This window comes from Wolbachia endosymbiont of Armadillidium vulgare str. wVulC (assembly GCF_001027565.1).
GTDB lineage: Bacteria > Pseudomonadota > Alphaproteobacteria > Rickettsiales > Anaplasmataceae > Wolbachia.
The window spans coordinates 180,691-205,252 of record NZ_ALWU01000001.1 but is presented as its reverse complement, the minus strand read 5'-3'; the positions used below and the strand labels follow the sequence as shown (position 1 = coordinate 205,252).

The window sequence follows — 24,562 nt, the reverse complement described above, 5'->3', positions numbered from 1 at the left end:
TTTATAAAAAGATTATAACACCATGATTAAACTACAATTAACGCAATAGCATACTTTTTCTTTGAACTCTATACCCTTGAATTTACCTTTTCTTCAAATGCATCCCAAAGGTCTTTTTCCAGCGATATATTGTATAATTTATTGACGTAGACTACTCCCGTAGGTGAAGTTGTGTTAATTTCAAGAAGGAAGTCATCTATAATATCAATACCAACAAATATTAGCCCTCTTTTCTTCAGCTCAGGACCAATTTTATTACATATTTTATTGTCTCTATCATTCATTTCAGCAGGTTCAAAACTTCCCCCAAGCCGCACGTTTGTTCTAATTTCTCCGCTGGTTTTTGGAACTCGTTTCATTATCCCTATTGGTTTACCATCTAGCAATAGTATCCTCTTATCTCTGTCTATGTTTTTGCAAAATGCTTGCGCAATTACAGGGCATTCATATTTTGCAATCATGAGCTCTACTACTACTTGAATACTATTTTCATCTTGTACTCTTATTACATCAATTCCTCCATAACTGTACAATGGTTTCAGAATAATATCCTTATGATTGTTGCAGTAAAAATCTCTGATCATCAATATATTTTCAGTAATCAAAGTTGAAGGAATTAGTTCTGGAAATAGTGAGGTAATTAACTTTTCAGGACAATTTCTTATCTCCGTTGGATTATTAATTACCAATGCACTGGTTTTTTCTAAAATATAGGTAGTTGTGATGTAACGCATATCAAAAGGTGGGTCCTGCCTGATAAGTATGATGTCCATTTCATTCAAATCGATGTCTACATCTCTTTTAGAGGTAAAACCAAAATCATCAACGCTAACTTTCTGAGCAAGCGCGATTGGTTGATTTAACTTGAGTGCTAGATTATTAGGGACATAGACAAAAATTTCGTGCTTTCTCCTCTGCGCTTCTTTTATTAATGCAAATGTAGTATCAGTTTCGAAGTTTATACTTTCATCCATTTGAAAAGCTACTTTCATTTACCCTCCCTTCCTATTACAATATACTATAGTACCATAAAAGTGTTATTAATGGAGCAAAGTATGGAATTAACAGTAGGAAATAATGCACCTGATTTTAGCTTGCCAACAGATTCTGGTGAGATTTTATCGTTGAGTGAATTTTTTGATAAAAAAAATGTAGTCCTTTATTTTTATCCTAAAGATGATACTCCGGGCTGTACAATGGAGGCAAAAGGCTTTAGAGACAAAATAGAAGATTTCTCTTCTCTTGACACAGTGATAATTGGTGCATCAAAAGATAGCGTTAAGTGCCACGCTAACTTCAAAGCAAAATATTCTCTGCCGTTCTCTTTAGTTTCTGATGAAAACGCTGAAATGTTGGGAAAATATGGCATTTGGGTAGAGAAAAGTATGTTTGGCAAGAAGTATATGGGAATAGAGCGTACTACTTTTTTAATAGATAAAAAAGGTAAAGTAGTGAAGATCTGGAAAAATGTAAAAATTAGTGGACATGTTGATGAGGTTCTAGAAGAAGTAAGGAGAATATAAATTAAAGAATGACTACCCATTGCTATATAAAAAAACTGAAATTATATAACTTTCGTAGTCATTCAAACTTTGAACTGGATTTAGATGATAGACCAGTTGTAATAACTGGCAAAAATGGTATTGGAAAAACTAATATACTTGAAGCAATCTCATTGCTTGCTAAAAGCAACGGAATGAAAAAAGCAAAAATCAGTGAGATGCAAAATAGATTCAGTAATGAAGATTGGGCAGTGCACTATGACTTTTTTAATGGAGCAGAGCTTAACTCAATTGGTATAGGAAAGAATCTTAATAAGAAACTAATACAAATTGATAGGAAAATACAATCAAGTTATTCATCTCTGTATAGAATATCCAATGTAATATGGTTAATTCCACAAATGGACTATATTCTTCTTAGTTCTCCAAGTGATAGGTTAAAATTTTTAGACCGTATCGTCTCACTGTTTGAAGAAAATTACACCTATTGCTACATGAAATATAGAAAAGCTAAACGTGAACGAAGTGAATTATTGAGAGAGAATATCTTGGATGAAAATTGGCTCTCTAGTCTTGAAAACGTAATGGCTACCAATGCAGTTGATATTTTACGTATGCGATTGTCTGTTTTAAAAATACTACAGAGCACAATTGATAACCATTCCTGTGAGTTTTTTCCGAAGGCAAGTTTAAAATTCAGCAGCCAGCTAACTTTGGACGATACTGCAGAATATTTTCAGAATCGTTTAAAGGAAAACAGAGAAAAAGACTCATTAACTGGTAGAGCAACCTTTTCTGTGCATAACGATAATTTCCGGGTTTTTTGCCAAAAAGTGGACATGCCAATAAATCTTTGTTCTACTGGAGAGCAAAAGCTATTACTGCTTTCTATCATCTTATCCAGTGTAAAAGCAAGGTGTATTCATTACAATAAGGCACCACTTCTTCTGCTTGACGATATAATGTCTCATCTAGATAAATATTACAGAAAAGCGTTAATAGAGGAAGTGTTAAGCATTCAATGTCAAACTTGGATAACCGATGTAAATCAAGATAATTTCAATAACTACCTTTGCTCTTTCAAGTTTTTTGAATTATCAAGTAAATAAATTTCAAGCGTGCTGATATACATCAAGCTCATATTCAGTATGTAAATCTCTAATTAAAGCCTCAGCGTGTTTTTTTTGAACAACTATACTGATCTTGGTTTCAGACGTTGTGATAGCAAGTATTTCTATCTTCTTTTCGCTTAAAACCTTGAGTGTGCGGTACATCACAGACATAACACCAATACCAATTATTGAAATTTTAGCCACATTATCGTTTATAGCATAACTTTCACTCTTATTCAGGAACTTCTTCATTAAATCAATATCAAATTTAGAGATAGCAAAACTTGATCCATTTATCATGCCAATTTTAATATTTACTCCTGCCATATCTCTTAAAGTACTCAGGGTATTTGCAAAGTTAGTAAAAGTTACAAGAGCTTCGTTAGTGCTATAAGTTATTCCAGTAATTAAGTATTTTTCCAATACATCCTTTTCGTGGAGTACTGTAGTACCTTCGACTTTCTTAAAAGTAGATAGCACTTGCATCTTAATATTATGCTTCATTGCAAGTTGTACTGAACGATTATGTAATATTTTAGCACCAGATGATGACATTTCCAATATTTCATTGTAAGAGATAGATTTAAGCTTGCGTGCCCTTGGAACAATTTTTGGGTCTGCTGTATATATTCCGTCAATATCAGTAAAAATTTCACAAGTTCTAATACCAAAGGCTACCGCAAAGGCAATTGCTGATATGTCAGACCCTCCTCTGCCAAAAGTAGTGATTCTATTACCATGTATACCCTGAAAACCAGCAATGATTGCAGCCGTATAACCCTCAGCAAAAGATCTTTTCACATGGTCGATTTTTATTGTTTTTATTTTAGATTCAGAATAAAAATTATCCGTTACAATTGGTAACTGCCAGGCGAGCCATGATTTAGCATTAACTCCGATAGATTGAAGAGTGATAGCTAATAATCCGCAAGAGATTTGTTCTCCTGCTGAAAGTAGGACATCATACTCTGATAACTTTTGTCTACAATTTAAATTTGAAATTTGCCTAGCTTGAAAAGCCATTTGGTCAGTGAATCCTGCAGCAGCAGATACAACAGCGATTACATTACAACCTTTCTCAATATCGTTTTTTATCAGGTTTGCAACTCGATTTAAGTCAGTTAGCGAAGTCCCACCAAATTTTTTTATGATTATTTTGTTCATAGTTATAATAAGGTCAATTTTTTACCTTTCTAGAGAGTATAGTTGTTTAATTAAATGTGTTTTTTCTGGTCACTAATTAAAGTGATAGAGGACTATTCATCTTTATCAAGGTCCTTTAACATACTGTAGTTACCTTTTCTAAATTTACCTTTTAAAGATGTAACTCCACTTTCGCTAATTCCACTTAAACTTAATGCTGCTCCACCTAGCTGCAATCCAATTTCAGACGTCTCGGGAATAATTTTACTAGCCCCCAGATCTTTATAAATCTCCACATTATTCAAATCTGGTAAACGTATTATAATATTTACATGCGGGAAGTTTGCTGCAACTAGAGAAACTATTTTCTTTATAGTAACTTCGTTCTTTATTGAAACCACAAGAGCTTGGGCTCTTTCTATTCCAACTGATTTTAAAATTTCATGTCTTGTAGCATCTCCAAGATATATAGGAAAACTGTCATTTTTTCCTTCTTTCACTATTTTTGATTGAATATCTACAACAACATAACTTAAGTGCTCTGCAGTAAGCATTTTTGTTACCATATATCCCACTCTACCAAACCCAGCAACTATTACGTGGTTATAAAGGTCTTGTGTGTCTGTTTCAATTGCTTCATCGTCTAGTATTACTTTTTCAGTGCTAAATGAATTTGCTATCCAGTCTCCAATTCCTGATAAAAGAGGAGTAAAAGCCATAGTTACTGTAGTTACCATCATAAGTACTTGAGCGATTTCACTTGGTAGTACATCTAACTCATCTGCTAAACGGAATAAGATAAATGCAAATTCACCGCCTTGGGCAAGCAGTAACCCAGCTTGTATTGCAGGCGCACTTCTAAACCCAAAAAATCTACACAATGTATATATAATGGACGTCTTTAAAACGATAAGAATAATTGATAATAAAGTAACGAGCGGTAACTTATTGAGTAAAAGATCAATATCAATAGACATGCCAACGGTCATAAAAAATAAGCCAAGAAACAAGTCTTTAAATGGTAATACCGCATGTTCTACTGAATGCCTGTGTTCTGTTTCTGCAACTAGCAACCCAGCAACAAATGCACCTAATGCCATCGATAAATGAAATTGCTCAGTAATAAACGCTGATCCTAATATTATGAGAAGTGTTGTTGATATAAAGACTTCATTACTATCCATTTTGGCAATAACCGAAAATAAGGGCCTCAGTAATAACCTACCAGTTACAAATATCAACACTAATGCAATAGCTGCTTGCACTAATGAGCCTGTTAACGAACTTATTAAGCTGTGCTCAGAATTGCCAGTAAGGAGAGGCACTAGTACTATCAGAGGTACCACTGCAAAGTCTTGCATTAGTAGCACTGCTACTGACAATCTACCAACTTGGCTTGCTTGAGAACCCTTTTCTTGCAGAACCTGCAACACTATTGCTGTTGAGGATAGTGCGAGTCCGCCACCAATAATTGCTGCCATGTTTGTACTCACTCCAAAGGCGAGAGCAATGCACCATATTGCTATCATGGTAACTATAACTTGAAGGGAACCAAACCCGAACACATGCATACGCATGGCAATAAGACGTTCAAATGTCAATTCAAGACCTATAATGAATAATAGGAAAACTACGCCAAATTCTGCAAAATTATCCATTACTTCAGCTGAATGTATCAGGTTAAATCCATGAGAACCAATCAATGCGCCTGCAACAAAGTAACCAAGCACCGGGCTGATATTCATTTTCCAAAATGCTATGACTATGAATACAGCAGCAGAGAGTAAAATTATAATATCAAACAAATGCTGAGAGCCACTGTGCATGATATTTACCCTGTAGAATTAGACCATTTAATTGAGCAACCAATACTTGATTTTTGGTCAACTGGAGGATTGCTAGTTTCTGCAATAAATTTCATGGCTTGAAATAAATCACTACTTCCTATTTCGTAATTTTGAACTTTCTCTTTTTTTGTGTTGTTAAAACGTCCACGATAGCAGAGGGTTAGGTTGGAATTAAAGCCAAAAAAATCAGGGGTACAAATAGCACCATACTCTTTAGCTACTTCTTGGTTACTGTCAATCAAATATGGAAATGTAAACTTATTTTCCTTGGCAAAATTAATCATGTTTTCAAAGGAGTCTTCTGGGTACTCATTCACATCATTTGGCATTATTGCAACTGTATTTACCTGATAATCTTTTTCCAATAAATTAACATCGCTTACTAGATTGCTAATAATTGATTGGACGTAAGGACAGTGATTGCATATAAACATTACAATAAGACCATTTTTCCCACAGCAGTCACTTAATGTATAATATTTGTTATCCACTCCCAAGAGATTGAAATCCTTTGCAGTAAAACCAAAATCTACCCCAGGAGTATTCAGTGCAACCATAGCTTATAGAGTATTTTACTTTATATAACTTATGATCTTATTGCTTAAATGTCAAATGGTTTCTATGTATACTGTTTGCATTTAGCGTTGTAATTATAAAACTTATGTTCATAACCTTCGAAGGAATAGATGGTTCTGGTAAAACAACACAGTCTGAGTTACTTGCAAATTATTTCAAGCAAATTCGCGGTGAAAGTAATGTGGTATTGACTCGAGAACCAGGTGGTACTGATTTTGCAGAAAAAATAAGAGGATTACTACTTAAGGATAATATTGATCCCATCTCTGAACTTTTATTACTTATTTCAATGAGATATGAACATATGAAAAAATTAATACTACCAGCTCTTAAAGAAGGAAAGACAGTTATTTGTGATCGATTTATCGACTCAACTATTGCGTATCAAGGATATGGGCTCGGTGTTGACTTAAGGCTAATAAAAAACTTACACAAATTAGTAGAAATTAAATATCCAGATGTCACATTTATTCTAGATATTGATGTTCAAGTTGGGCTCAGCAGAGCAAAGGATAAAAATAAATACGAAGAGATGAACGTTGATTTTTATAATAAAGTTCGAAAAGGATTTCAAGAAATAGCTGTAAAAGAACCCAATAGGTGCAGTGTTATTACTGGAATTGAAACAAAAAGTGATAATCACGTACACAATGAAATTATTGATATTGCAAAGACTTAGCTATACTTATTGAACTTTTGCTAATTTAAACAGTTACTGTGTTAACCTATGGTAAAAAATTATCAATTTTAGGTAACGTTATTTCACATGAAAGATTCTCTTTTTGATTAGCTAAAAAATTTTGTATTTCATCTTTAGGTTTTTCACTTATTGTTCTATATGTTCTTGCAAGATTAATTAGCTGGAGAGTAGACCGGCGGAACTTCACCACTGCCATTAAGTTAAGGAAAAAGAGATGGACTGTATTATAAAATCAAGTAAGATCCGTGAGTCAAAAGAAGTAATAATATGAGTAAAAAAAAGAATAATCACATTTATAAAAAATAAATTGATGAGTTTAAATTTTATAAACACTCACAAAGCATCCTCGAAAGATTTCTCACGAAAAAGAAAGTTGCCTTTCGTTAATGTATTTCTTCTGATCTTTAGAAAGAGTGTAAAATCATTACAAGTAATGCTTAATGAGTTTATTCTACATACAAGAAAGGATTATACAATTACGGCGAGTGCATTTACTCAAGCAAGGAAAAAGCTAAAGCATACTGCGTTTTCAGAGCTAAACGATGATATAGTTTCTCTATACTACCAAGATAAGGAATTTAAAACCTACCATGGTTTCAGAATGCTTGCATTTGATGCTTCTATACTCATCCTGCCAAAAAGTAGCGAGGTGATAAATGAATTTGGCTCAAGACCAATAAGAAATTATACCAAAAAAGAGCTCGGAGATTACACAAGTACAACCTTTGAAGTATGTTACGATGTACTAAACAATGTCGCAATAAAATCAGTACTTGGCAGAAGTAACAGTTATGAAGTTGCCTTAGCTATTGATATGCTTGGCAGCGTGAAATCTAATGATTTGCTGATCTGTGATAGGGGATATGTTTCTTATCGGTTTTTTGCTGAGCTTGCACAAAGAGGCATTAATTACATAATTCGCTGTCCATATTCGTCATTTAATGAAATTAATGCTATGTTTAAGCCAGAAAGTCCATCTGATACGATAGTAGTGTCAACTGCATCTGTCAAAATAGCGAGACAGCTAAGAAAGTTAGGATTACCTGATAAAATAAAGTTTCGATTAGTCAAAATAGTTCTTCATTCTAGTGAGATTGAAGTGTTAGCTACATCGTTATTAGACGAACAGCAGTTTAAAGCTGAAGAATTTGGGGAATTATACTATTTACGTTGGGGAGTAGAAACATTTTTTTCCAAGCTCAAAGGAAGGTTAGGTTTAGAAAATTTTACAGGTAAAAGTGTTGAAACCATAAAGCAGGATTTTTGGTCAACTATCTTTATTAGCAACTTAGAAAGTATTATGACAGAAGATATAGAAGAGACATTGAACGCAGGCCTAGCCAATGGCAAGTCTGAGAAAAGCATCAATAAATCTGTCTCATTTAATGCAATAAAAAACTTGGCTTTCGATATTTTTTCTACAGAGTCAGACACAGACTGCATCATGGATCGATTATCAAAGTTATTTTTGATGAACACTCTAGTGGTGAGAAAAGGAAGAAAAGTTGACCGTAATAAAGTAACTGATACTCGTTCACTGAACTACCAAAAAAGAGCTAGGAAGCATGTGTTTTGACCAAAGACAGTACTTATATCTTCTGATAATAACTGGATAGCTTATCGCCATAGCTCCTGTAAAATGACTCCTAAATCAACTATTTCTTAAGTGATTTACACTTCAGAGTTTATCTGCTTTAAAGTCTACTCTATTTTGTTTTAGTATTTGCCATAAATCCTTAGTTGTTTCTAACTTTTTAGTTCAGTTTTTGACCATTCCTTCCTTAACTTAATGGCAGTGGGAACTTCCCCACCAGTCTCTTGCAGAACTGTACGGAAACCTCTCGGTTTATACAGCTCCCATTATTTAGCCTTTTGATCCTAACCCAAGTGTCCAATGATAGAAAATATTTGGAGACCTCTTTCTCACTTTTCCTAGAAATTGCTTTGCTAGCCTTCCATGATCCCGAAGTTTCTCATATTTTGTCCTGACCCATCTTACGAGGTATCTTTCTATATTTCTGAGAGATGTATACATCTCCGATTTATAAAACCTGCCATAGCCAGCCTCTGACTATTGGATGGCTTTGTTGCATCGCTTATCGGATAGTGGGTAAAGCATAATAAATTCATGAAACTACCTCAAACTTAGCCATGCCAATATCAGTAAATTTATTGAGTAAGTAACATTTTATTAGCAACTCTTTTTCTCGATTTACTTCAGATCTATTTCTAAACAAATATTTGCTTGAGAAAAATCCTTCAATATATGACCTTTTCCCATAAATTGCTTCCTTTTTCCACTCTTTCACACCTTCTTTACCACATAATCTAATGGCAGCATTCCTTTCAGCCATATAGTCCAATTTTGTATGCTCCGCTGCACGATTTTTCGGTAAAATTTTTGTCTTTATATCATATACAATTTATAAAGCTTGCGCCTATCATAGGCTCTGTCTGCATATAATGCTTTTTAGCATGCTGAAATCAAGTCAGCAAGTACCGTAATGGTTGACCATTGCTATATTGTGCAGCTATAGCTTTTTTACTATTTATACTCAATATTACATCTTACCTGTTTATAACTGCGATACTTTCCTATTTTCCTTACTGTAGCCAGGGGTGTTATTATAAATTTGTGCTGTCTATGGCAATTGCAATATCTTCCATATTGTTTTTATCAACTCTGCAATCATTGATCTTAATATTGAGCTTTTTAAACCTTCTTGAAGCCTGCGAATAGCTAATGACTGCTAAGCCCTTTCCTACTTGCTGCAAATATCCTTTTATAAACCCTACCGTTTGTCTTAAGCCAATTCTAAAGAGACTAGCGACTATATGCACTAAAATCACAACTTTATTACTATAAATATAATTTCCACCTCGCATTTTGGGGCTATTTTCGTACCAATTTTCCATTAATAAAATGAAAAATATTTCCTCTTTCTTGCAGAAATCTGTTATATTCATGGCAGTTACTGATCTTCATTTTAGTTGGCATATTTTTCTTTCGTAGGTTAAATGCCTGTTTTATAGTGAATTTCGTCAGTAACTGCCAGTTCTTTTCTCTTGAGTGATGCAACAAAGCCCTATTGGATCTATTTTCTTCGATATTTTCTAATGTTATCCACGTAATCCGATGTATTCTCCATGACTTTATGGTTTTCTTGATCTTCTTCTTAGCTTTGTTGCAAATTGCTGGTAGAAATGAGACGAAATAATTCCTCATCTTATTCTTTGCTATTCTAGGTCTAAAAGTATAGCCCAGAAAATCAAAGCTCTGTGTAGGAAATTCTTCTCTCCTATCATCATCCTTACTGTACACAATGTGTGTCTTTTCAGGATGTAACTTCAGTTTACACTTAGCCAATCTTTCTTCGATCATTACTTTCATAAATTCTGCCTGCTTACGAGTTTTACAGTGTACTATCGCATCATCTACGTGCGACCTGAAGTTGCATTGTTGTGATGGTTAAATTCCATCTCCCCAGACATCAGGGGTAAAGCATGGCCCACATTCTGAGAGGTGGCAACTTTTGGGATGCAAGCATGGGACAAAAGGAGGTAACACCAAACCTTATGGTGAATCCCTTCGAGCAAAGCTGCATAAGGTTACGAAAGAAACCTATGTTAGAACTGTCGTTACGCGGAATATGCGAAAAAAGGTTGAACACGCATAGACCAAAATGGTATGAGATAATTTAAGGAATTAGAATAGTAGATGTCTAGTTTTGATGTTCTTAATCTTCGGTGGAGACTAAGTGCGGCGTGAAACAAGAATGTAGAACAGGGTAACCATCATATTTGCTCTCTTGAGAAGGTAGCCAAACCGCAAGCTTTATGATGGAAGGATTGTCTAAGAAGCTAATGCCTGAAATAATATTCAGGATATGCTGACGTAGACACTATAATTTGGAAGATAAAGTTGTAAGTAGTAGTAAATATGTTATGAACCAACAAAAAGTTAGGTATGAATGGAATGAAATTCCCTGGCGTAAGTTAGAACAATCTTCATTTAAGCTGCAAAAACGAATTTACCAAGCTTCTAAATGTAATGATGTCAAAAGGATGCACAATCTTCAGAGACTATTACTCAAATCAACAAGTGCAAGGATGCTTGCTGTTAGAAGGGTAACTCAGGATAATAGAGGAAGAAAGACAGCAGGTATTGATGGAAAAGCTAGCCTTAAGCAAAAAGAAAGATTGCAATTAGCAAACTCTTTAAATATAAGGGAAAAAGCAAAACCATCAAGACGTGTTTGGATTCCAAAATCTGTTAAACCAACAGAATATCGTCCTCTTGGAATACCTACAATAGCAGATCGAGCAAAACAAACACTTGTAAAAATGGCTTTAGAACCTGAATGGGAGGCAAAATTTGAGCCTAACACTTATGGTTTTAGACCTGGTAGATCTTGTCACGATTCTATAAGAGCTATATTTGATGCACTAAAAAGAAAAATGGCATTTGTCTTGGATGCAGATATATCTGGATGCTTTGACAATATTGACCATAAGGTGTTATTGGAAAAGCTTCATACCACACCAACTATAGTAAAGATTATAAGAGGATGGTTAAAAGCTGGCATTATGGAAGGAAAAGTATTCCAATTTGGGAGTGTTAAATAAACTGTGTCAAACCAAGAAATAAAAATATAATTGATATAAAAAAACGGAGGTTTGACATGAGTCAAGTAAATAAAACTACCGGATTGGTAGATTATAAAGAATTAGAAACCTGTCGTCTATACGAGAAGGAAGACCGCTAACAGGAAGAGATGACACCGTTTATAAAAAAGCTGCTTGAGGCAAGTCTGGAAGGTGAAATAGAACACCACTTGTCTGGTGAAAGCGAAGAAAATAATCGAAGAAATGGGAAAAACTTTACGTACAACTCATTTGAGTTGTTAACACCTAGAGACAGGGAAGGAAGCTTTGAACCCCAAATAGTTAGAAAAAGACAAACAACAGAACTTGAAGCAAAGGTCTTAAGCACATTTGCCAGTGGCATGGAGATATAGCGTCACATATTGAGGAAATTTACGATCACAAAATATCGGCGGCAGAGATATCAAGTATTACTGACAAACAGTAATCAACGAATGGCGTAGTCGTCCGCTGCAGTCTGTATATCCGATAGTTTTCATGGTTTTTTAAGGAGTTGTGTAAGTAAATGTATGTATAATATATTAGCAAAATGGCAGAAAAGAAGTTTTATTTAGCTGAAAGTGAAGTTCTGGTTGGGAGTACTAAATGATCTCAAAGAGAGAGGAGTGGAAGATATTCTAATTGCATGTGTAGATGGGCTAAAAAGCTTTCCTGCAGCAATAAACGGTGTGTTCCCTAATGCAGAATGTGTATAGTGCATCAGATACGTAACTCACTGAAGTATGTAGCTAGTAAAGAGTTTTTTGAGTGATTTAAAGAAAAGCTTCAAGTAAGGAAATTGCCGAGAATTATCTGTTGGAATTAGATGAAAAATGGGGCACAAAGTACCCTATAATCTTGGCAGAATAATTGGGAAAACCTATCTGGTTATTTTAAGTATTCCGACCCAGTTAGGAGGATAATCTATACTACTAATCCCATAGAGGGGCTACATAGGCAAATTAGGAAATTCACCAAAACCAAGGGCTCATTTACTAGCATAAATGCCTTGTATAAACAGGTATATTGTGCTATAAAGAAAGCGGAGGAGAAATGGACTATGCCTGTACATGATTGGGCATTGACTATATCTCAGCTCGACATTTTCTTTCCCAACAGATTGAAAATTGAGTTGAATTAAAAATGCAGTTTGACACAGTTTATTTAACACTCCCACAGATTAAAAATACATGAACTCTTGATCTTACATTTCATCTGCGATAGACAATAACTTTACGTTCTCATTAAAGTGTTACTTAACGAGAAGCTTTTTAAAATAGATAATCTGAACTGGATTGACCCTCAAAAAGAGTAAGACAGTATTCAAAATTATCATTATTATCTTCTAAACACTTTAGATACTTGTCAAGGTCTTGCCGATCTTTCTCACTTAAATTATCTGGATCTTTTAGATTATCTAAATCGCGTTCTGCTTTTTCTAATTCATACTTAATGCAGTAATCTTGGCATTTGTTTTCGCATGCTTTTTTGGATGGTGATCTACATTGACGTGTGCATATAAGATCGGGACTTTCTATTTTTTCTTTCATTCATAAGTAAAAAAGAAAAGCGTGAAACTAGGAAAAGGAGCTTTAAGAACGATGATCTTGGGTTTCAAGGTCTGCTGAGTTTTCTACAAAAGCATAATGTGGAAGAAGTAAAGGCATGCATGTGGTTGTTATAGCGAAGCTTTGGCTGAATTTCTGCACAATGCTGGACATTTTGTTAGTGTTGTAAATCCTTATTGTATTAAATCTTATACAAGGAGTAAGCTCGTAAGACAAAAGAATGATCAGACTGATGCAGAAATTATTGCTGATTATTGCCAAAGACAGGAACCAACTCGTTGGACACCACCTTCTTCTGAAATGAAAAAATTAAAACATCTTTATCGTTGCTCAGTTGCGTTAAAAGAATTAGTAAATAACCACCTAGAAAAAAAAGAGAGACTGCCTAAAGAAGTTGCAAATGCTTGGGAGGATCTTGCAACGAATATAGTTAAAAAAATAGAAATAATAAAAAACTCCATACGCAAACTATTAAAGCAGCACAAAGAATTGTTGGAAAATTTTCAGCTTCTATTGACTATTCCAGGAATAGGAGAGGAATCAGCAATAGCTATTTTAGCTGAAATCCCTGACATAAAAGCTTTTAGAGATGCCAGGCAATTGGCAGCATATACAGGAGTTATACCGAAAAATATAACATCAGGTTCATCTGTACATTCTAAACCAAGATTAAGTAAATCAGGTTCACAAACATTACGTAAGGCCCTTTTCTTTCCTGCCATAGTAGCCAAGAATCACAATCCTATCATTGTGAGTTTTTGCCAAAGACTAAAGAAGAAGGGTAAGCATAATATGGCAATTGTGGGAGCGTAAGCTACTCCATATCATTTTCGGTATCCTGACATCCAAAAGTGCTTTTGATCCAAATCATATCAAGAATTACAGACTAGGATGTTGACTGTAGTTTAAAATCAAAAAATGCTTCCAATCCATTCAACATATTCACTAACTGTAATCTGTGTACTGTTACACAATCAGAAGTATTTTTTGATTTTATGATACAGCTTGAGTAATTTTTTTGTTGACTAGCAAGACGGTATCTTTCTTATTCCACTTTTCCTTAACTTGACGCCTATGCTTTTTTTGAACATTCCCTTCAAAATGGGTAGAATGTAGTTTTAGGTGAATAAAATATTTCAAGTGGTGGCAGCTACCTTAGCTGTAAAAAACAATCTACAACTTAAGAAAATTTTATTTGAAAAACAGTATAATCTTATTTCACTCTTTACTCTATAAAAGACTATCTTCAACTTGAATATGTTGAAAAATATTTTGCGTATTATCCAAAAAGTTATTCTTTATATTAGTTAATTCAGATTGTTTTTGGGATAAATTATCCTCCATTGTTCTGTTAAAACAATCAAGATCATTGCACTTTAATTGAGAGTGCATGTCTCCATTTTCATATAAACTTCGTATAACATCATAATATGCTCGAGTTTCATCAGTTTCTGGTTGTTGCTTTTCCCTGAGTATTGCCTTTAATTTCGAATCTATGTCTAATTCTTTTTTTATAGCTTCAGTAGCATTTTCATGATACTTTTTATAATCCTCAAAACTCTTTAATATTTTATCTTTTACTTCGTTTTGTAACATTTTTAGCAAATCTTTAGCATGAGGTTTTTCAATTTTTTGCTTCCACTCATCATATGTATATTTTTGTTTCCCACCATATTTTGTACCATAACACTCGCCTCCTACATTAAATATTTCTTCGTTGCAGGTTTTATCACCCTTATAAAAGTAATCGCTTATATTGATTTTATCGCGAGTTACAGTTTGTTTAATTGCTGCTTTGTTTTCTCCAAGCTCTTCTCTATATTTGCTAATGCAATTTGACAATTCTTTTGTGCAATCTGTAGTCATAAATTGGTTCCTTTAATAAAACAAAATCTTTAGCACAAAATAATTAATACTTTGTTACTAATGTTAGGTATCCTAAGGTAGTAATAAGAAGTTCAGTGTCTACAAAGTTTATTTAAACTGTTTTCAAAACGAATAAAATATAATTTTAGGTAAATAAAATGAATTACGATGTAATCATTTCAGGTGGTGGGCTGATTGGTCTTATTACTGCTATTGGCCTCAGTAATGATTCTGTATCTGTAGCCGTAATTGAAAAAAATAGTCTACCACGTACAGTTAATGACAATCGAGCATTTGCCATTTCTCAAGGATCAAAAAAGATATTGGAAAAATTAGGGATCTGGCAGTTCTTAGAGGGTGAAACTGAACCAATACTTGATATATGCATATTAGATGGAGATAGCCCATTTACTGTGCACTATGACCATAAAATGGTCGGTGAAGAACCAATGGGTTATGTAATCAACAATGCTATTATATGGAATGCAATCAATAATAATTTTTTGCATAAACTCAATATATATTCTCCACGTTCCTATAAAACAATTGCTTGTGACGAAGGATACGTGGAGGTTGCTCTTGATAATGATCAGCAATTGATATCATCGCTATTTATCTGCGCTGAAGGTAAAAACTCTAAGTTGCCAAAGTTGTTTTCTATACCAATGATAAAATTTGATTATAAACAAAATAGTATAGTATTTAATGTAAAGCATGAATTGCATCACCAAAACTTAGCTGTAGAGCGGTTTTTTCCTGGTGGTCCATTTGCAATTTTGCCAATGAAAGGTGGCTATACTTCTTCAATAGTTTGGACAGAAAAATACGAAATTTCAAAAATGCTAATGAGCTTATCCGAAAAGGAATTTATCATAGAGCTCAAAAAAAGATTTGGTTCTTATTTGGGAGAAATTGAGTTAGAGAGTGAAAGAAGATCTTACCCTTTGAGTTTTACTTTTGCGAGAAAGTTATATAAAAGCAGAATTTTGCTTATTGGCGATGCAGCACATTCAATCCATCCAGTTGCAGGTCAAGGACTTAATCTTGGAATGAGAGATGTAGAGAGTGTTATAAGACAAATAACTACTGCAAAAGTCTCTGGTATTGACGTTGGCAGTCATTACCTATTGAAAAAAATTTCACGTGACAGATACTTTGATAATTTTACCATGGCACTTGCAACTGATGGGCTAAATAGGATATTTTCCAATAGAATATTTTGCGCTAGAGCATTTGGTTTAATGGTAGTTGAAAATTCAGATTTTCTTAAAAAACGTTTCATTCGGCACGCTATGGGATTTATGTAAACTACTGTTGTATCACAATGTTTGTACAGTTATGTGTGTTCCACCAAAAGTGTCATACCAGTACTTCCTCTCTTGTCATTCAAGTAGCCTTTTCTTGTCATCCCAGTGCCTAGACACTGGGATCCAGAAAACTTAACTTTAAATAAATCTGGATTCCAGCGTCACGCGCTGGAATGACACCCATTTCTTTCCAGTACTTCCTCTTCTGTCATGCCAGTGCATGACATTAAATGATTTTCCTTATTTTAGCATTAAGCGCGATAAAGAAAATCATTTATAATTGCTATAGCAACTAATGTTGAAACCTGACGTTCCTTGTGATTTGATAGATAGAGGTTTTTATCTGACTTCACAACAAGGGCTTCTGGATGACTTTGAAAGTAAATATTACCATGCTTATCTTCAATAGCCTCTATTACCCCATCACTCGAAAATGCTGTAACTTTATATCCAAGTAACTCCAATTTTCTTCTATTTTCTGGTGTATTGCTCACTGCTCCCGAGTGAGCATCTGGAAAACATGTTGAAAACCAACCATTTTCGTCAGGTGATAAAAATCTAGCAACCACTTCGGCTAAACGACTGTTGGGAACGATCTTTATCTGCTGGAGAGGTACATCCTCTTTCTGTGGATTAGGTGCTGATTTTAAATGAGATCTTCGCTTCTCTTCATCACTCACAAGATTTGCCACACTCACTACTTCAATTCCCTTTGCATTCATTATGCCTTGCAAACCACCACATATGCCAAGTAAATGAATTGCAGGGTTATCATCAATTATTTTTACAATTGCTTCAGTAACAAGCTGGCGACAAGGAGTAGGAGGAAAAGGTTCGGAGTGTAAATTGTAGTAATTTCCTGGAATGAATATTCTATTTATTTTGTGTTCTTTAATAAACTTTGCAACTTTAACTTTTATTCGGTCTAATGTTAACTTTTTTGCCAATGTTTCATCTTGTTTTGCGAGATTAAGTGACTCTGTCTGAATTTTTTTAAGGCTAATTATTTCATTATAATCAATCAGTACAATTTTAACTCTAAAATTATTAAGCATCTCGTAGACACTTTGAGATAGCCCAAGCTCATGCGGGTATGTCTCTTCTTCCGTTTTTAACAAACCAACAACTATGTCATCATTTACTCTATTTTCTGCCGTCAAGGCAGTTGATGCCGGTTTTTCACTAACGCCAGCATAAGTAATATTGCTTAATAATAGAACTATAATTAATAGGATATTAAACACTTTGCTATAACATTTATACATATAGTTTAACTTCTTAACACTTATATCAATATCATAACATATTATAGAATATTTTGCAATAAAAAGGTAAATTTGATAAGAAAAAGAATGTGGCCTGAGCAGGAATCGAACCAGCGACACAAGGATTTTCAGTCCTTTGCTCTACCAACTGAGCTATCAGGCCAACTACGTACTTTCATTTTTAGATAAAAAACGTTATCATGTCCATCAAAAGTTTTTGAAGTATAGAAACAAAAAATGAACACTAATAACAAAATAGGAATCTACCCTGGTACATTTGATCCTATAACCTTTGGGCATCTTGACATAATAAAAAGAGCATGTAAGCTAGTCGATAAGTTAGTAATCAGTGTTGCAGAAAATGTTAATAAGCATACTGCTTTTGACATAAATCTGCGCACAAGCATGGCTGAAAATGAAGTGAAAGGACTAGGGATTGATGCAAATGTCATATCTTTCAATGGGTTATTAATGAAGTTTGCCAAAGAGCAGAATGCCTCTGTTATTATCAGAGGGCTCAGAGCAGTATCAGATTTTGATTATGAGTTTCAAATGAGTTGGGTAAACTACAAACTCTCTCCTGAAATTGAAACTATATTTCTTCCTGCGTCTGAGGATACTCAATTTATCTCATCAAGTTTTGTAAAGGAAATAGCGAGATTAGGAGGAGATGTTAGCAAGTTTGTATCAAAAAGTGTAGAAAATGAATTGATTAACCTAAATAGGGTAAAAGATGGATAATAAATATCCGTTGTCTTTTTTATTTTCAAACGAGTATGTTCAATGTATAAAATACTATAAACTAAAGGAGCGACATGTCAGAAGTGAGGGATAATAATTTAATAGTTTGCTGCCGTGGTGATGAGAATGATGATGGTTCTGGTCATCCAGTAGTATATTTACATAAAGAAGGAGAAATGTGTTGTCCTTATTGTAATAAGCCAATGAATGAAATAGTAAACTTCGAAGAATTTCAATCTATTGAAGTGAAAGCAGTGAGTGAAAAGAAAAGAACCCAAATTTAATAGTACTTCATTTTTTTAGCTTATGTAAATAGCAATGAGAGGGGCAGTAAAAATGAAGCTATCCATACGGTCAAGTACTCCCCCATGACCAGGTATTATACCTCCACTATCTTTAACATTGTAAATTCTTTTGATGAGTGACTCAGTAAAATCTCCAAGTTGGGCTAGAATAGCAATTGTAAAGCCAATTATTGGAGAATAAAGAATTGGAAATAAACTCAAAAATATTGAGCCAAAAATTGTACACACTACTCCAGCTAAAACTGCACCAAAAAGCCCTAACCAAGTTTTGCCTGGGCTAATGATTGGACAAATTCTAGTTTTACCAAAATTTTTGCCGAAAAAATAGGCAGCAATGTCGATACTCCAAATAGTTAAGACGAGCCATATTAGTACATATTTTCCCTGTGGTAAGCTATAGAGGTATATTAACGAGGCATTTGGTAATGCAATTAATAGTAATGCGAAAATGTATAAGATTCTATTGCCCTGAGTTAGGTTATACCATTCAAAAGAAGATAAAACTGCGATTGAAAAAATTAGTAGATAAAATGATAAATCACTGAAATATGTAGCAAAAGAAAATATGAGTAATATTACTATTGAGGACAATATTCTAACCATAAAGTTATTATCTACCATATTTTTTCTCTCTTTTTGTATAATCTTCTAGTGCTTTGGTCAAATCTTGACAAGAAAAATCAGGCCACAAAGTATCACAAAAATACAATTCAGCATAGGCTGCTTGCCATAATAAAAAGTTGCTTAACCTTTTTTCGCCACCAGTGCGAATTAATAAATCCAATTTTGGCAAATCCTTAGTATACAGAAATTTTTCAAATTCGTCTTCCAATACGCAATCGATATTTCCTTTTATGATGTTGTTGATAGCATGTATAATTTCTTGCTTTGCTCCATAACTAACTGCAACAGTAAGTAATAGGCCATCGTTCTTATGTGTCACTTCTTCTGCCTTTTTAATTTGATCGAATATTTTACTGGGCAATAGACTTAAATTGCCAATAAAATTCAGTTTAATGTTATGATTGTAAATGAAATTGATTTTATCTTCATTGGTTAAAACGGAATAAAATAAATCAAATAGGCAGTTAGTTTCGTTTTTAGGTCTGAGCCAATTTTCCATGGAAAATGCATACAAAGTTAAGTAAGGTATGGTCAAGATTGTGCAATGCTTAGCAATATCACATGCAACCTCACTGCCTTTTCTATAACCATCAATTTTTATCCTTCCTTGATTGTTTGCCCACCTACCATTACCATCCATAATAATTGCTAGATGTTTTGGCAGAGATTCTAGATTTAACATTTGAATTCAACCTGTTATTCGGTTTTACCCATCCTAACAATATCAATTAACTTAACGTCTATATCTCTGTATGAAGCGTTCACTACATCAACCTAAAACTATATTATTACTGAAAAATCATTGATAGTCTATACTCTACTCTATGAATAAAGTTTTCTGAACCAGCTACTTAGATGATAGGTGGCAGAAAAACTTGGTACTTCTAATGAATTTATTAGTTTGTTATACACTTCTTTTCATGTATAAATTTATAGAAAGTTTTATACGGAAGTTGTTTTATGAGCAAAATTATAGAAGTCAGAGCACCAAAAACTCTTGGTGGTGAATCGATCACGGAAGGTATAGTCAAAATAAAGAAAAATATTGGCGAAGCAGTAAAAGTAGATGACTTGATCTTTGAAATTGAAACTGACAAAACGGCGTTAGAATTACCTGCAGAAGCTTCAGGACAAATAACTGAATTTTTTGTGAAAGAAGATGATGTAATCAGCCCTGATCAATTACTGGCAAAATTTGCTGTAGGAGAGGTAAAAGAAGAAGTAAAAAAAGAAGATAAAGGCGAAGGCGCTGCTAAAAAAGACGCTCCGTCAGCTCGTAAAATTATGGAAGAAAATGCAATCAGTGCAGAAAGTGTAAAAGGAACTGGCATGGGAGGCAGAATAACAAAAGCAGATGTGATAGATCATATGAATAAGGCTGAACAACCTGCGGTCGAACTACCAAAAAGTGTAGTAAGTGGAGAGAGAAGAGAAGAACGAGTGAAAATGAGCAAAATAAGGCAAGTAATTGCTGCTCGTTTGAAAGCATCGCAAAATACTGCTGCAATACTGACCACGTTCAATGAAATTGACATGAAAAATGTCATGGATCTCAGGGCAAAATATAAAGAAACTTTCGAAAAGAAATATGGAATAAAATTGGGTTTCATGTCGTTTTTTATAAAGGCAGCAGTGCAAGCACTGAAAGAAATTCATGAGATTAACGCTGAAATCTCAGGTGATGAAATCATATATAAAAATTATTATGACATAGGTGTTGCTGTTGGCACTGATAAAGGTCTTGTTGTGCCAGTTATTAGAAATGCTGACCAAATGTCATTTGCCGAAATTGAACTCACTTTAGTTGCCCTTGGTAAAAAAGCACGAGAAAGTAAGCTGCAAGTGTCAGACATGGAAGGTGCAACATTTACTATCTCAAACGGTGGTGTATACGGTTCACTCCTTTCCACTCCGATAATAAACCCTCCGCAATCTGGAATACTTGGCATGCACTGTATACAAAATAGGCCAGTTGCTGTAGGCAACTCAATTGAAATCAGACCGATGATGTACATTGCTCTCTCTTACGACCACAGAATAGTTGATGGCAAAGGAGCAGTTACTTTCCTTGTTAAAATCAAAAATTACATAGAAGATCTAAATAGATTGGTTTTGGAAATTTAAATAATATCAGTTGTTAAAAGCAGCAGGCAAGTTTTTCTGAAATTTTCAAGATGGGGGAATTGTTGTTACAGATATTTGTTTATAAAGGCAATTTATACGAAAAATGGTCAGTGCTTACTGTACGAACATTGTGATTTAGGCCTAATAAAGAGGGTGTCATCCCAGTGCTTGACACTGGTTCTTTTTTTCTGGATTCCAGCGTCGCGCGCTGGAATGACACCATTTGCTATGCAATTTACCTTCAAAAATGAATGTTCGTACAGTTGTGCGCGTGACACTTGAACAACACTATCTGCTATTTTTACTTATAACTACCTTGCCTGAACGAATACGAAAACTTAGTTTCAAATAGCTAATTATAGAAGTAATTGTATAAAAAAAAAGAAGATACTGAGTATCTTCTTTTTTTACTGTGGTTAAAAATGCATTGGATCTAGATCATTTAGCATAAAGAATAATCTTGCGCCCTCACTATGGATATTCATTGCACTATTTTCTAATCTTGCGCTCTCATCAAGGATGATTACCAATACTATCTTCTAAATGCAAAATTAGTTCACCTGAATCCTTTATTAGGTATTTTTGTGGACTATAGCTTAATTGATCTTCCAACTTTTCTGCTGGATCTTTGTTTTTGCCTGTAACACGATCCAAATTATCCTTGAAATTATCCTTAAGATCCTTTAAAAAACCTCTTTGTAATGACGGCCTATCACCATCAGACCAAAGTTTTTGCTTTGAACTATAGCTTATTGGATATTCATGTTGTTTCATAATATACTCCTTAATTAAAAATTTAATATAATATTAACATATAAATACTAATTTTATATTTTAATCAGTATAATTACTTTTCAGAGCAGTAATATATTTTCTTTATTGAAAAATTCAGAAAAATGCTATCTAAAACATTAAACATAAGATTAGTAATTTTACCATTTCTATATAAAGTTTAATTGAGAGCCCTTTCAGAAATTTGTAGGGCTTTTTTTTGTTGACCTCTCATTAAAAACATTTTATGTTAACGATATTTATAGAGAGGTATATAATGTTAGGTAATCCAAAAAATTCTGAAGTTGTAAATCCAGTTTCTTTTTGCAAGGAAGCTTATGCGTCTAAGCATGAGGATATTGAAGAAAGGAAAAAAAGAGAAGCTTCTGAGAAGTTTCTTGTTATTAATAATCAGGAAGAGTGGGAGAAGTTCTTTAAAGCGCAGAATGATACTTCTACTAATACCACTAATAAAGTAATACAAAAGCCTCATGTTCATAAGAATAGTGAGGGTATGTATAGGTACACTGCTGAAGGGAATAAGTATAATGGTAAGGGGATTACAGGCAAAGTTGCTGAGCAGATTAAAGAGGAGATAGCTAAAAATGTAAAAAGTAGTGTTATAAAACTCAAGGAAAGTAAAAACGCAGATAATAGTGTTAAGCCTGTTGTAAGAATTGTGCTAGATGATAACACAAAGGAAGTAAATTTGATGGGTCTTATAAGTAATGATGTGTGTAAAAAGTATGAAGTAAAAACAATTACGCTGTGCCTTCCTGATAAAAGTCATACAAGGGGAATACGTTGTCAGATTGATGAGCATGGAGCAAGAATTTATGAAGTAGCTAACGGTTCAATGATATGACCTTGAATTGGTATGTTGAAGGAAAAGAGTGTAAGATGAAAATCAATATTAGTGATGACGGTTCTGTAAAGCTTATTGAAAGCAATGGTTTCACTTGGGATCAGTTAGCTGCATACCAAGAGGTAAAAGTAGGAAGGCAATATGAAGCAAAGCCTCTATATGAAGCATTATCGCATTTAAGACAAGAAGGTTCTGAAATAGTAGAGGTTTCACATAAGCCTTCAAAAAGTGTGGAAAATGTGATTGTGGCACAACCTGCTCAAGTAATAAATAAGTAAGGATAAAAAAAGAAGTGAAAGCTGCTTGCATTTGCAGGCAGCCTATATCTTAGCGTCCTTATTTCATATTCTTTAAAGTATTTTTATTTTCTGTGCTTTCTTTATAAAAACCATAGGCGCCAGTGGATTTTTGCTAAAGTAAAGGTCAAGTATCTGGAATTCTGGACATAAAATCCTCCTGTGTAAAAAATAAAATGCAGTGCACATACGACAGAGATTAAGTATATGTGTATACACTGAAGAATACATTTTTTATTGAGTTTGATTAAAAAGTCTGCAGACAAAGATAGATTTTGAGCTCTTAAAATATCTCTATTTGTAATTATAATTACATTGAAAATATGCGGAAGCAATTTTTTTTTAATATACGTTAGCTACAGTTAAAACATAATTGACTTTGCCTAGTTAATATTCCAAATTATAAAAAAGGCAAATAATTTTATGGTATTGCAGGGCAAAAAAGGGTTAATAACTGGAATAATGAATAAAAGGTCGATAGCGTATGGTATAGCAAAAGTTCTTTCAGAGCATGGAGCAGAATTTGCAATCACTTATCAAAATGAAACAATAAAAGAAAAATTATTACCAATAGCGAATGAATTAAATGTGGAGCTAATATTGCACTGTGATGTTTCAAATGAGGAAATCATAGATAATGCTTTTAAGGAAATAGAGGAAAAGTGGGGTACTCTTGACTTTTTGGCACATGCAATAGCATTTTCCGATAAAAATGAGTTAAATGGTAAGTATGTCAATACTTCACTAAACAACTTTTCCAAGGCAATGCATATATCGTGCTATTCTTTTACTGCTTTAGCACAAAGGGCCGAAAAAATGATGTTAAATGGTGGTAGTTTACTTACTTTATCTTACTATGGTGCTGAAAAAGTGATGCCAAATTATAATGTTATGGGTTTATGTAAAGCAGCACTTGAAGCAAGTGTAAAATATATAGCATGTGATCTTGGTCCGCAGAACATCAGAGTGAATGCAATTTCCGCTGGTCCAATCAGAACTTTGGCATCTTCTGGAATAAGTGATTTTCACTTCATATCAGAGTGGAATAGAAATAATTCTCCGCTTAGACGCAATGTTACAATAGAGGATGTTGGTAAGGCAGCACTATATTTATTAAGCGATTTAAGCAGTGGTACAACTGGAGAAATTTTGCATGTTGATTCAGGGTATAATGTTGTAGGAATGAAAGTAGTAGACTAATAAAGTACTGCAGATGCATGTGAAACCAGTGTTTCTTTTCTTGTCATGCCAGCTTCCATAATGTCATCCCAGTCTGGGATCCAGAAAAATTTACAAGCAAACTGAT

At 33.9% G+C, this 24,562-nt stretch carries 24 protein-coding genes, 1 tRNA gene and 4 pseudogenes; 15 read left to right on the top strand and 14 right to left on the bottom strand.

The window, feature by feature from the left end; genetic code table 11:
* Positions 1–68 precede the first annotated feature (68 nt).
* Positions 69–992, bottom strand: a complete 924-nt coding sequence (gene gshB, locus wVul_RS00980; RefSeq protein WP_047758798.1) for a glutathione synthase — start codon at positions 990–992, stop codon at positions 69–71.
* 63 nt (positions 993–1,055) lie between these two features.
* On the opposite strand from gshB, the gene bcp reads away from it, so the two are divergent.
* Together bcp and recF are read left to right on the top strand one after the other, a co-directional pair.
* On the top strand, positions 1,056–1,523 hold the full coding sequence (bcp, locus tag wVul_RS00975) for a thioredoxin-dependent thiol peroxidase (RefSeq protein WP_047759071.1): 468 nt from the start codon (positions 1,056–1,058) through the stop codon (positions 1,521–1,523).
* Positions 1,524–1,531: 8 nt separating this feature from the next.
* Positions 1,532–2,611, top strand: coding sequence for a DNA replication/repair protein RecF (recF, locus tag wVul_RS00970; protein ID WP_047758797.1), 1,080 nt, complete (start codon positions 1,532–1,534; stop codon positions 2,609–2,611).
* Between the two features lie 3 nt (positions 2,612–2,614).
* Here recF and wVul_RS00965 read toward each other — a convergent pair whose 3' ends face one another.
* The 3 genes from wVul_RS00965 to wVul_RS00955 form a co-directional block, all read right to left on the bottom strand.
* Complete coding sequence (locus wVul_RS00965; protein ID WP_047758796.1) at positions 2,615–3,778, bottom strand: aspartate kinase; 1,164 nt, start codon at positions 3,776–3,778, stop codon at positions 2,615–2,617.
* Positions 3,779–3,870: 92 nt separating this feature from the next.
* Positions 3,871–5,583 (bottom strand): monovalent cation:proton antiporter-2 (CPA2) family protein, encoded by a 1,713-nt coding sequence (locus tag wVul_RS00960; protein ID WP_047758795.1) that lies wholly within the window; start codon positions 5,581–5,583, stop codon positions 3,871–3,873.
* A gap of 5 nt (positions 5,584–5,588) precedes the next feature.
* Positions 5,589–6,161: a thioredoxin family protein gene (locus tag wVul_RS00955; protein ID WP_047758794.1), complete on the bottom strand. Its 573-nt coding sequence runs from the start codon at positions 6,159–6,161 to the stop codon at positions 5,589–5,591.
* 104 nt (positions 6,162–6,265) lie between these two features.
* Between wVul_RS00955 and tmk the strand changes: the two genes are divergently transcribed.
* Positions 6,266–6,859: a dTMP kinase gene (gene tmk, locus wVul_RS00950; protein ID WP_047758793.1), complete on the top strand. Its 594-nt coding sequence runs from the start codon at positions 6,266–6,268 to the stop codon at positions 6,857–6,859.
* A gap of 46 nt (positions 6,860–6,905) precedes the next feature.
* Here the strand turns inward: tmk and wVul_RS09420 are convergent, their stop codons facing one another.
* A complete protein-coding gene (locus wVul_RS09420) occupies positions 6,906–7,076 on the bottom strand; it encodes a hypothetical protein (protein WP_153295404.1) in 171 nt (56 codons plus the stop codon).
* 114 nt (positions 7,077–7,190) lie between these two features.
* Between wVul_RS09420 and wVul_RS08155 the strand changes: the two genes are divergently transcribed.
* Positions 7,191–8,456 (top strand): IS4 family transposase, encoded by a 1,266-nt coding sequence (locus tag wVul_RS08155; RefSeq protein WP_153295402.1) that lies wholly within the window; start codon positions 7,191–7,193, stop codon positions 8,454–8,456.
* 550 nt (positions 8,457–9,006) lie between these two features.
* Here the strand turns inward: wVul_RS08155 and wVul_RS10400 are convergent.
* Together wVul_RS10400 and wVul_RS10395 are read right to left on the bottom strand one after the other, a co-directional pair.
* Positions 9,007–9,878: pseudogene (locus wVul_RS10400) on the bottom strand (transposase).
* A 312-nt stretch (positions 9,879–10,190) separates the two neighbouring features.
* Positions 10,191–10,307, bottom strand: a pseudogene (locus wVul_RS10395) (hypothetical protein); the annotation flags it as partial.
* A gap of 77 nt (positions 10,308–10,384) precedes the next feature.
* Between wVul_RS10395 and wVul_RS00925 the strand changes: the two are divergent.
* The 3 genes and pseudogenes from wVul_RS00925 (at position 10,385) to wVul_RS08135 (ending at position 12,665) form a co-directional block, all read left to right on the top strand.
* Positions 10,385–10,582, top strand: coding sequence for a hypothetical protein (locus wVul_RS00925; RefSeq protein ID WP_047758791.1), 198 nt, complete (start codon positions 10,385–10,387; stop codon positions 10,580–10,582).
* A gap of 207 nt (positions 10,583–10,789) precedes the next feature.
* Positions 10,790–11,506 (top strand): reverse transcriptase N-terminal domain-containing protein, encoded by a 717-nt coding sequence (locus wVul_RS00920; protein WP_202966468.1) that lies wholly within the window; start codon positions 10,790–10,792, stop codon positions 11,504–11,506.
* A gap of 56 nt (positions 11,507–11,562) precedes the next feature.
* Positions 11,563–12,665: pseudogene (locus wVul_RS08135) on the top strand (IS256 family transposase).
* 130 nt (positions 12,666–12,795) lie between these two features.
* Here the strand turns inward: wVul_RS08135 and wVul_RS00905 are convergent.
* Entirely contained in the window at positions 12,796–13,074 is a 279-nt protein-coding gene (locus tag wVul_RS00905) for a hypothetical protein (protein WP_047758790.1), read from the bottom strand.
* On the opposite strand from wVul_RS00905, the pseudogene wVul_RS00900 reads away from it, so the two are divergent.
* Positions 13,068–13,990, top strand: a pseudogene (locus tag wVul_RS00900) (IS110 family RNA-guided transposase); the annotation flags it as partial. The gene wVul_RS00905 and the pseudogene wVul_RS00900 sit on opposite strands and share 7 nt — an antisense overlap.
* 332 nt (positions 13,991–14,322) lie before the next feature.
* Here the strand turns inward: wVul_RS00900 and wVul_RS00895 are convergent.
* A complete protein-coding gene (locus wVul_RS00895) occupies positions 14,323–14,958 on the bottom strand; it encodes a hypothetical protein (protein WP_047758789.1) in 636 nt (211 codons plus the stop codon).
* 158 nt (positions 14,959–15,116) lie between these two features.
* Between wVul_RS00895 and ubiH the strand changes: the two genes are divergently transcribed.
* On the top strand, positions 15,117–16,265 hold the full coding sequence (ubiH, locus tag wVul_RS00890; protein WP_047758788.1) for a 2-octaprenyl-6-methoxyphenyl hydroxylase: 1,149 nt from the start codon (positions 15,117–15,119) through the stop codon (positions 16,263–16,265).
* A 251-nt stretch (positions 16,266–16,516) separates the two neighbouring features.
* Here ubiH and wVul_RS00885 read toward each other — a convergent pair whose 3' ends face one another.
* Both wVul_RS00885 and wVul_RS00880 read right to left on the bottom strand, forming a co-directional pair.
* On the bottom strand, positions 16,517–17,530 hold the full coding sequence (locus wVul_RS00885) for a gamma-glutamyl-gamma-aminobutyrate hydrolase family protein (protein ID WP_047759067.1): 1,014 nt from the start codon (positions 17,528–17,530) through the stop codon (positions 16,517–16,519).
* A 90-nt stretch (positions 17,531–17,620) separates the two neighbouring features.
* Positions 17,621–17,693: transfer RNA gene (locus wVul_RS00880), tRNA-Phe, on the bottom strand.
* A gap of 74 nt (positions 17,694–17,767) precedes the next feature.
* Between wVul_RS00880 and coaD the strand changes: the two genes are divergently transcribed.
* Both coaD and wVul_RS00870 read left to right on the top strand, forming a co-directional pair.
* Positions 17,768–18,271, top strand: coding sequence for a pantetheine-phosphate adenylyltransferase (gene coaD, locus wVul_RS00875; RefSeq protein WP_047758787.1), 504 nt, complete (start codon positions 17,768–17,770; stop codon positions 18,269–18,271).
* Positions 18,272–18,345: 74 nt separating this feature from the next.
* Positions 18,346–18,555 carry a zinc-finger domain-containing protein gene (locus tag wVul_RS00870; RefSeq protein WP_047758786.1) on the top strand — a complete coding sequence of 70 codons (210 nt, stop codon included), beginning with the start codon at positions 18,346–18,348 and terminating at the stop codon, positions 18,553–18,555.
* Positions 18,556–18,570: 15 nt separating this feature from the next.
* Here the strand turns inward: wVul_RS00870 and wVul_RS00865 are convergent, their stop codons facing one another.
* Complete coding sequence (locus tag wVul_RS00865) at positions 18,571–19,197, bottom strand: phosphatidate cytidylyltransferase (RefSeq protein WP_047758785.1); 627 nt, start codon at positions 19,195–19,197, stop codon at positions 18,571–18,573.
* Positions 19,187–19,882, bottom strand: coding sequence for a polyprenyl diphosphate synthase (gene uppS, locus wVul_RS00860; RefSeq protein ID WP_047758784.1), 696 nt, complete (start codon positions 19,880–19,882; stop codon positions 19,187–19,189). Before uppS ends, wVul_RS00865 begins: the two co-directional genes overlap by 11 nt.
* Positions 19,883–20,160: 278 nt before the next feature.
* On the opposite strand from uppS, the gene odhB reads away from it, so the two are divergent.
* The gene (gene odhB, locus wVul_RS00855; protein ID WP_047758783.1) at positions 20,161–21,324 is read left to right on the top strand and encodes a 2-oxoglutarate dehydrogenase complex dihydrolipoyllysine-residue succinyltransferase; all 1,164 of its coding nucleotides are present in this window, start codon (positions 20,161–20,163) and stop codon (positions 21,322–21,324) included.
* Between the two features lie 513 nt (positions 21,325–21,837).
* Here odhB and wVul_RS00850 read toward each other — a convergent pair.
* Positions 21,838–22,098: a hypothetical protein gene (locus wVul_RS00850; protein WP_047758782.1), complete on the bottom strand. Its 261-nt coding sequence runs from the start codon at positions 22,096–22,098 to the stop codon at positions 21,838–21,840.
* A 274-nt stretch (positions 22,099–22,372) separates the two neighbouring features.
* On the opposite strand from wVul_RS00850, the gene wVul_RS08125 reads away from it, so the two are divergent.
* The 3 genes from wVul_RS08125 (at position 22,373) to wVul_RS00840 (ending at position 24,456) form a co-directional block, all read left to right on the top strand.
* Positions 22,373–22,960, top strand: a complete 588-nt coding sequence (locus wVul_RS08125) for a hypothetical protein (protein ID WP_153295400.1) — start codon at positions 22,373–22,375, stop codon at positions 22,958–22,960.
* Positions 22,957–23,238 (top strand): hypothetical protein, encoded by a 282-nt coding sequence (locus tag wVul_RS08120; protein ID WP_153295398.1) that lies wholly within the window; start codon positions 22,957–22,959, stop codon positions 23,236–23,238. Before wVul_RS08125 ends, wVul_RS08120 begins: the two co-directional genes overlap by 4 nt.
* 441 nt (positions 23,239–23,679) lie before the next feature.
* Positions 23,680–24,456, top strand: coding sequence for an enoyl-ACP reductase FabI (locus wVul_RS00840; RefSeq protein WP_047758781.1), 777 nt, complete (start codon positions 23,680–23,682; stop codon positions 24,454–24,456).
* The last annotated feature ends 106 nt before the right edge of the window (positions 24,457–24,562 follow it).

Coding starts and splice junctions, on each gene's coding strand:
- wVul_RS00870 (WP_047758786.1), top strand. CDS start 18,346: ATGTCAGAAGTGAGGGATAATAATTTAATAGTTTGCTGCCGTGGTGAT.
- recF (WP_047758797.1), top strand. CDS start 1,532: ATGACTACCCATTGCTATATAAAAAAACTGAAATTATATAACTTTCGT.
- wVul_RS00905 (WP_047758790.1), bottom strand. CDS start 13,074: ATGAAAGAAAAAATAGAAAGTCCCGATCTTATATGCACACGTCAATGT.
- wVul_RS00885 (WP_047759067.1), bottom strand. CDS start 17,530: ATGTATAAATGTTATAGCAAAGTGTTTAATATCCTATTAATTATAGTT.
- wVul_RS08125 (WP_153295400.1), top strand. CDS start 22,373: ATGTTAGGTAATCCAAAAAATTCTGAAGTTGTAAATCCAGTTTCTTTT.
- tmk (WP_047758793.1), top strand. CDS start 6,266: ATGTTCATAACCTTCGAAGGAATAGATGGTTCTGGTAAAACAACACAG.
- wVul_RS00865 (WP_047758785.1), bottom strand. CDS start 19,197: ATGGTAGATAATAACTTTATGGTTAGAATATTGTCCTCAATAGTAATA.
- wVul_RS08120 (WP_153295398.1), top strand. CDS start 22,957: ATGACCTTGAATTGGTATGTTGAAGGAAAAGAGTGTAAGATGAAAATC.
- wVul_RS00955 (WP_047758794.1), bottom strand. CDS start 6,161: ATGGTTGCACTGAATACTCCTGGGGTAGATTTTGGTTTTACTGCAAAG.
- uppS (WP_047758784.1), bottom strand. CDS start 19,882: ATGTTAAATCTAGAATCTCTGCCAAAACATCTAGCAATTATTATGGAT.
- bcp (WP_047759071.1), top strand. CDS start 1,056: ATGGAATTAACAGTAGGAAATAATGCACCTGATTTTAGCTTGCCAACA.
- coaD (WP_047758787.1), top strand. CDS start 17,768: ATGAACACTAATAACAAAATAGGAATCTACCCTGGTACATTTGATCCT.
- wVul_RS00895 (WP_047758789.1), bottom strand. CDS start 14,958: ATGACTACAGATTGCACAAAAGAATTGTCAAATTGCATTAGCAAATAT.
- odhB (WP_047758783.1), top strand. CDS start 20,161: ATGAGCAAAATTATAGAAGTCAGAGCACCAAAAACTCTTGGTGGTGAA.
- wVul_RS08155 (WP_153295402.1), top strand. CDS start 7,191: ATGAGTTTAAATTTTATAAACACTCACAAAGCATCCTCGAAAGATTTC.
- gshB (WP_047758798.1), bottom strand. CDS start 992: ATGAAAGTAGCTTTTCAAATGGATGAAAGTATAAACTTCGAAACTGAT.
- wVul_RS00960 (WP_047758795.1), bottom strand. CDS start 5,583: ATGCACAGTGGCTCTCAGCATTTGTTTGATATTATAATTTTACTCTCT.
- wVul_RS00925 (WP_047758791.1), top strand. CDS start 10,385: ATGGCCCACATTCTGAGAGGTGGCAACTTTTGGGATGCAAGCATGGGA.
- wVul_RS00965 (WP_047758796.1), bottom strand. CDS start 3,778: ATGAACAAAATAATCATAAAAAAATTTGGTGGGACTTCGCTAACTGAC.
- ubiH (WP_047758788.1), top strand. CDS start 15,117: ATGAATTACGATGTAATCATTTCAGGTGGTGGGCTGATTGGTCTTATT.
- wVul_RS09420 (WP_153295404.1), bottom strand. CDS start 7,076: ATGGCAGTGGTGAAGTTCCGCCGGTCTACTCTCCAGCTAATTAATCTT.
- wVul_RS00850 (WP_047758782.1), bottom strand. CDS start 22,098: ATGAAACAACATGAATATCCAATAAGCTATAGTTCAAAGCAAAAACTT.
- wVul_RS00840 (WP_047758781.1), top strand. CDS start 23,680: ATGGTATTGCAGGGCAAAAAAGGGTTAATAACTGGAATAATGAATAAA.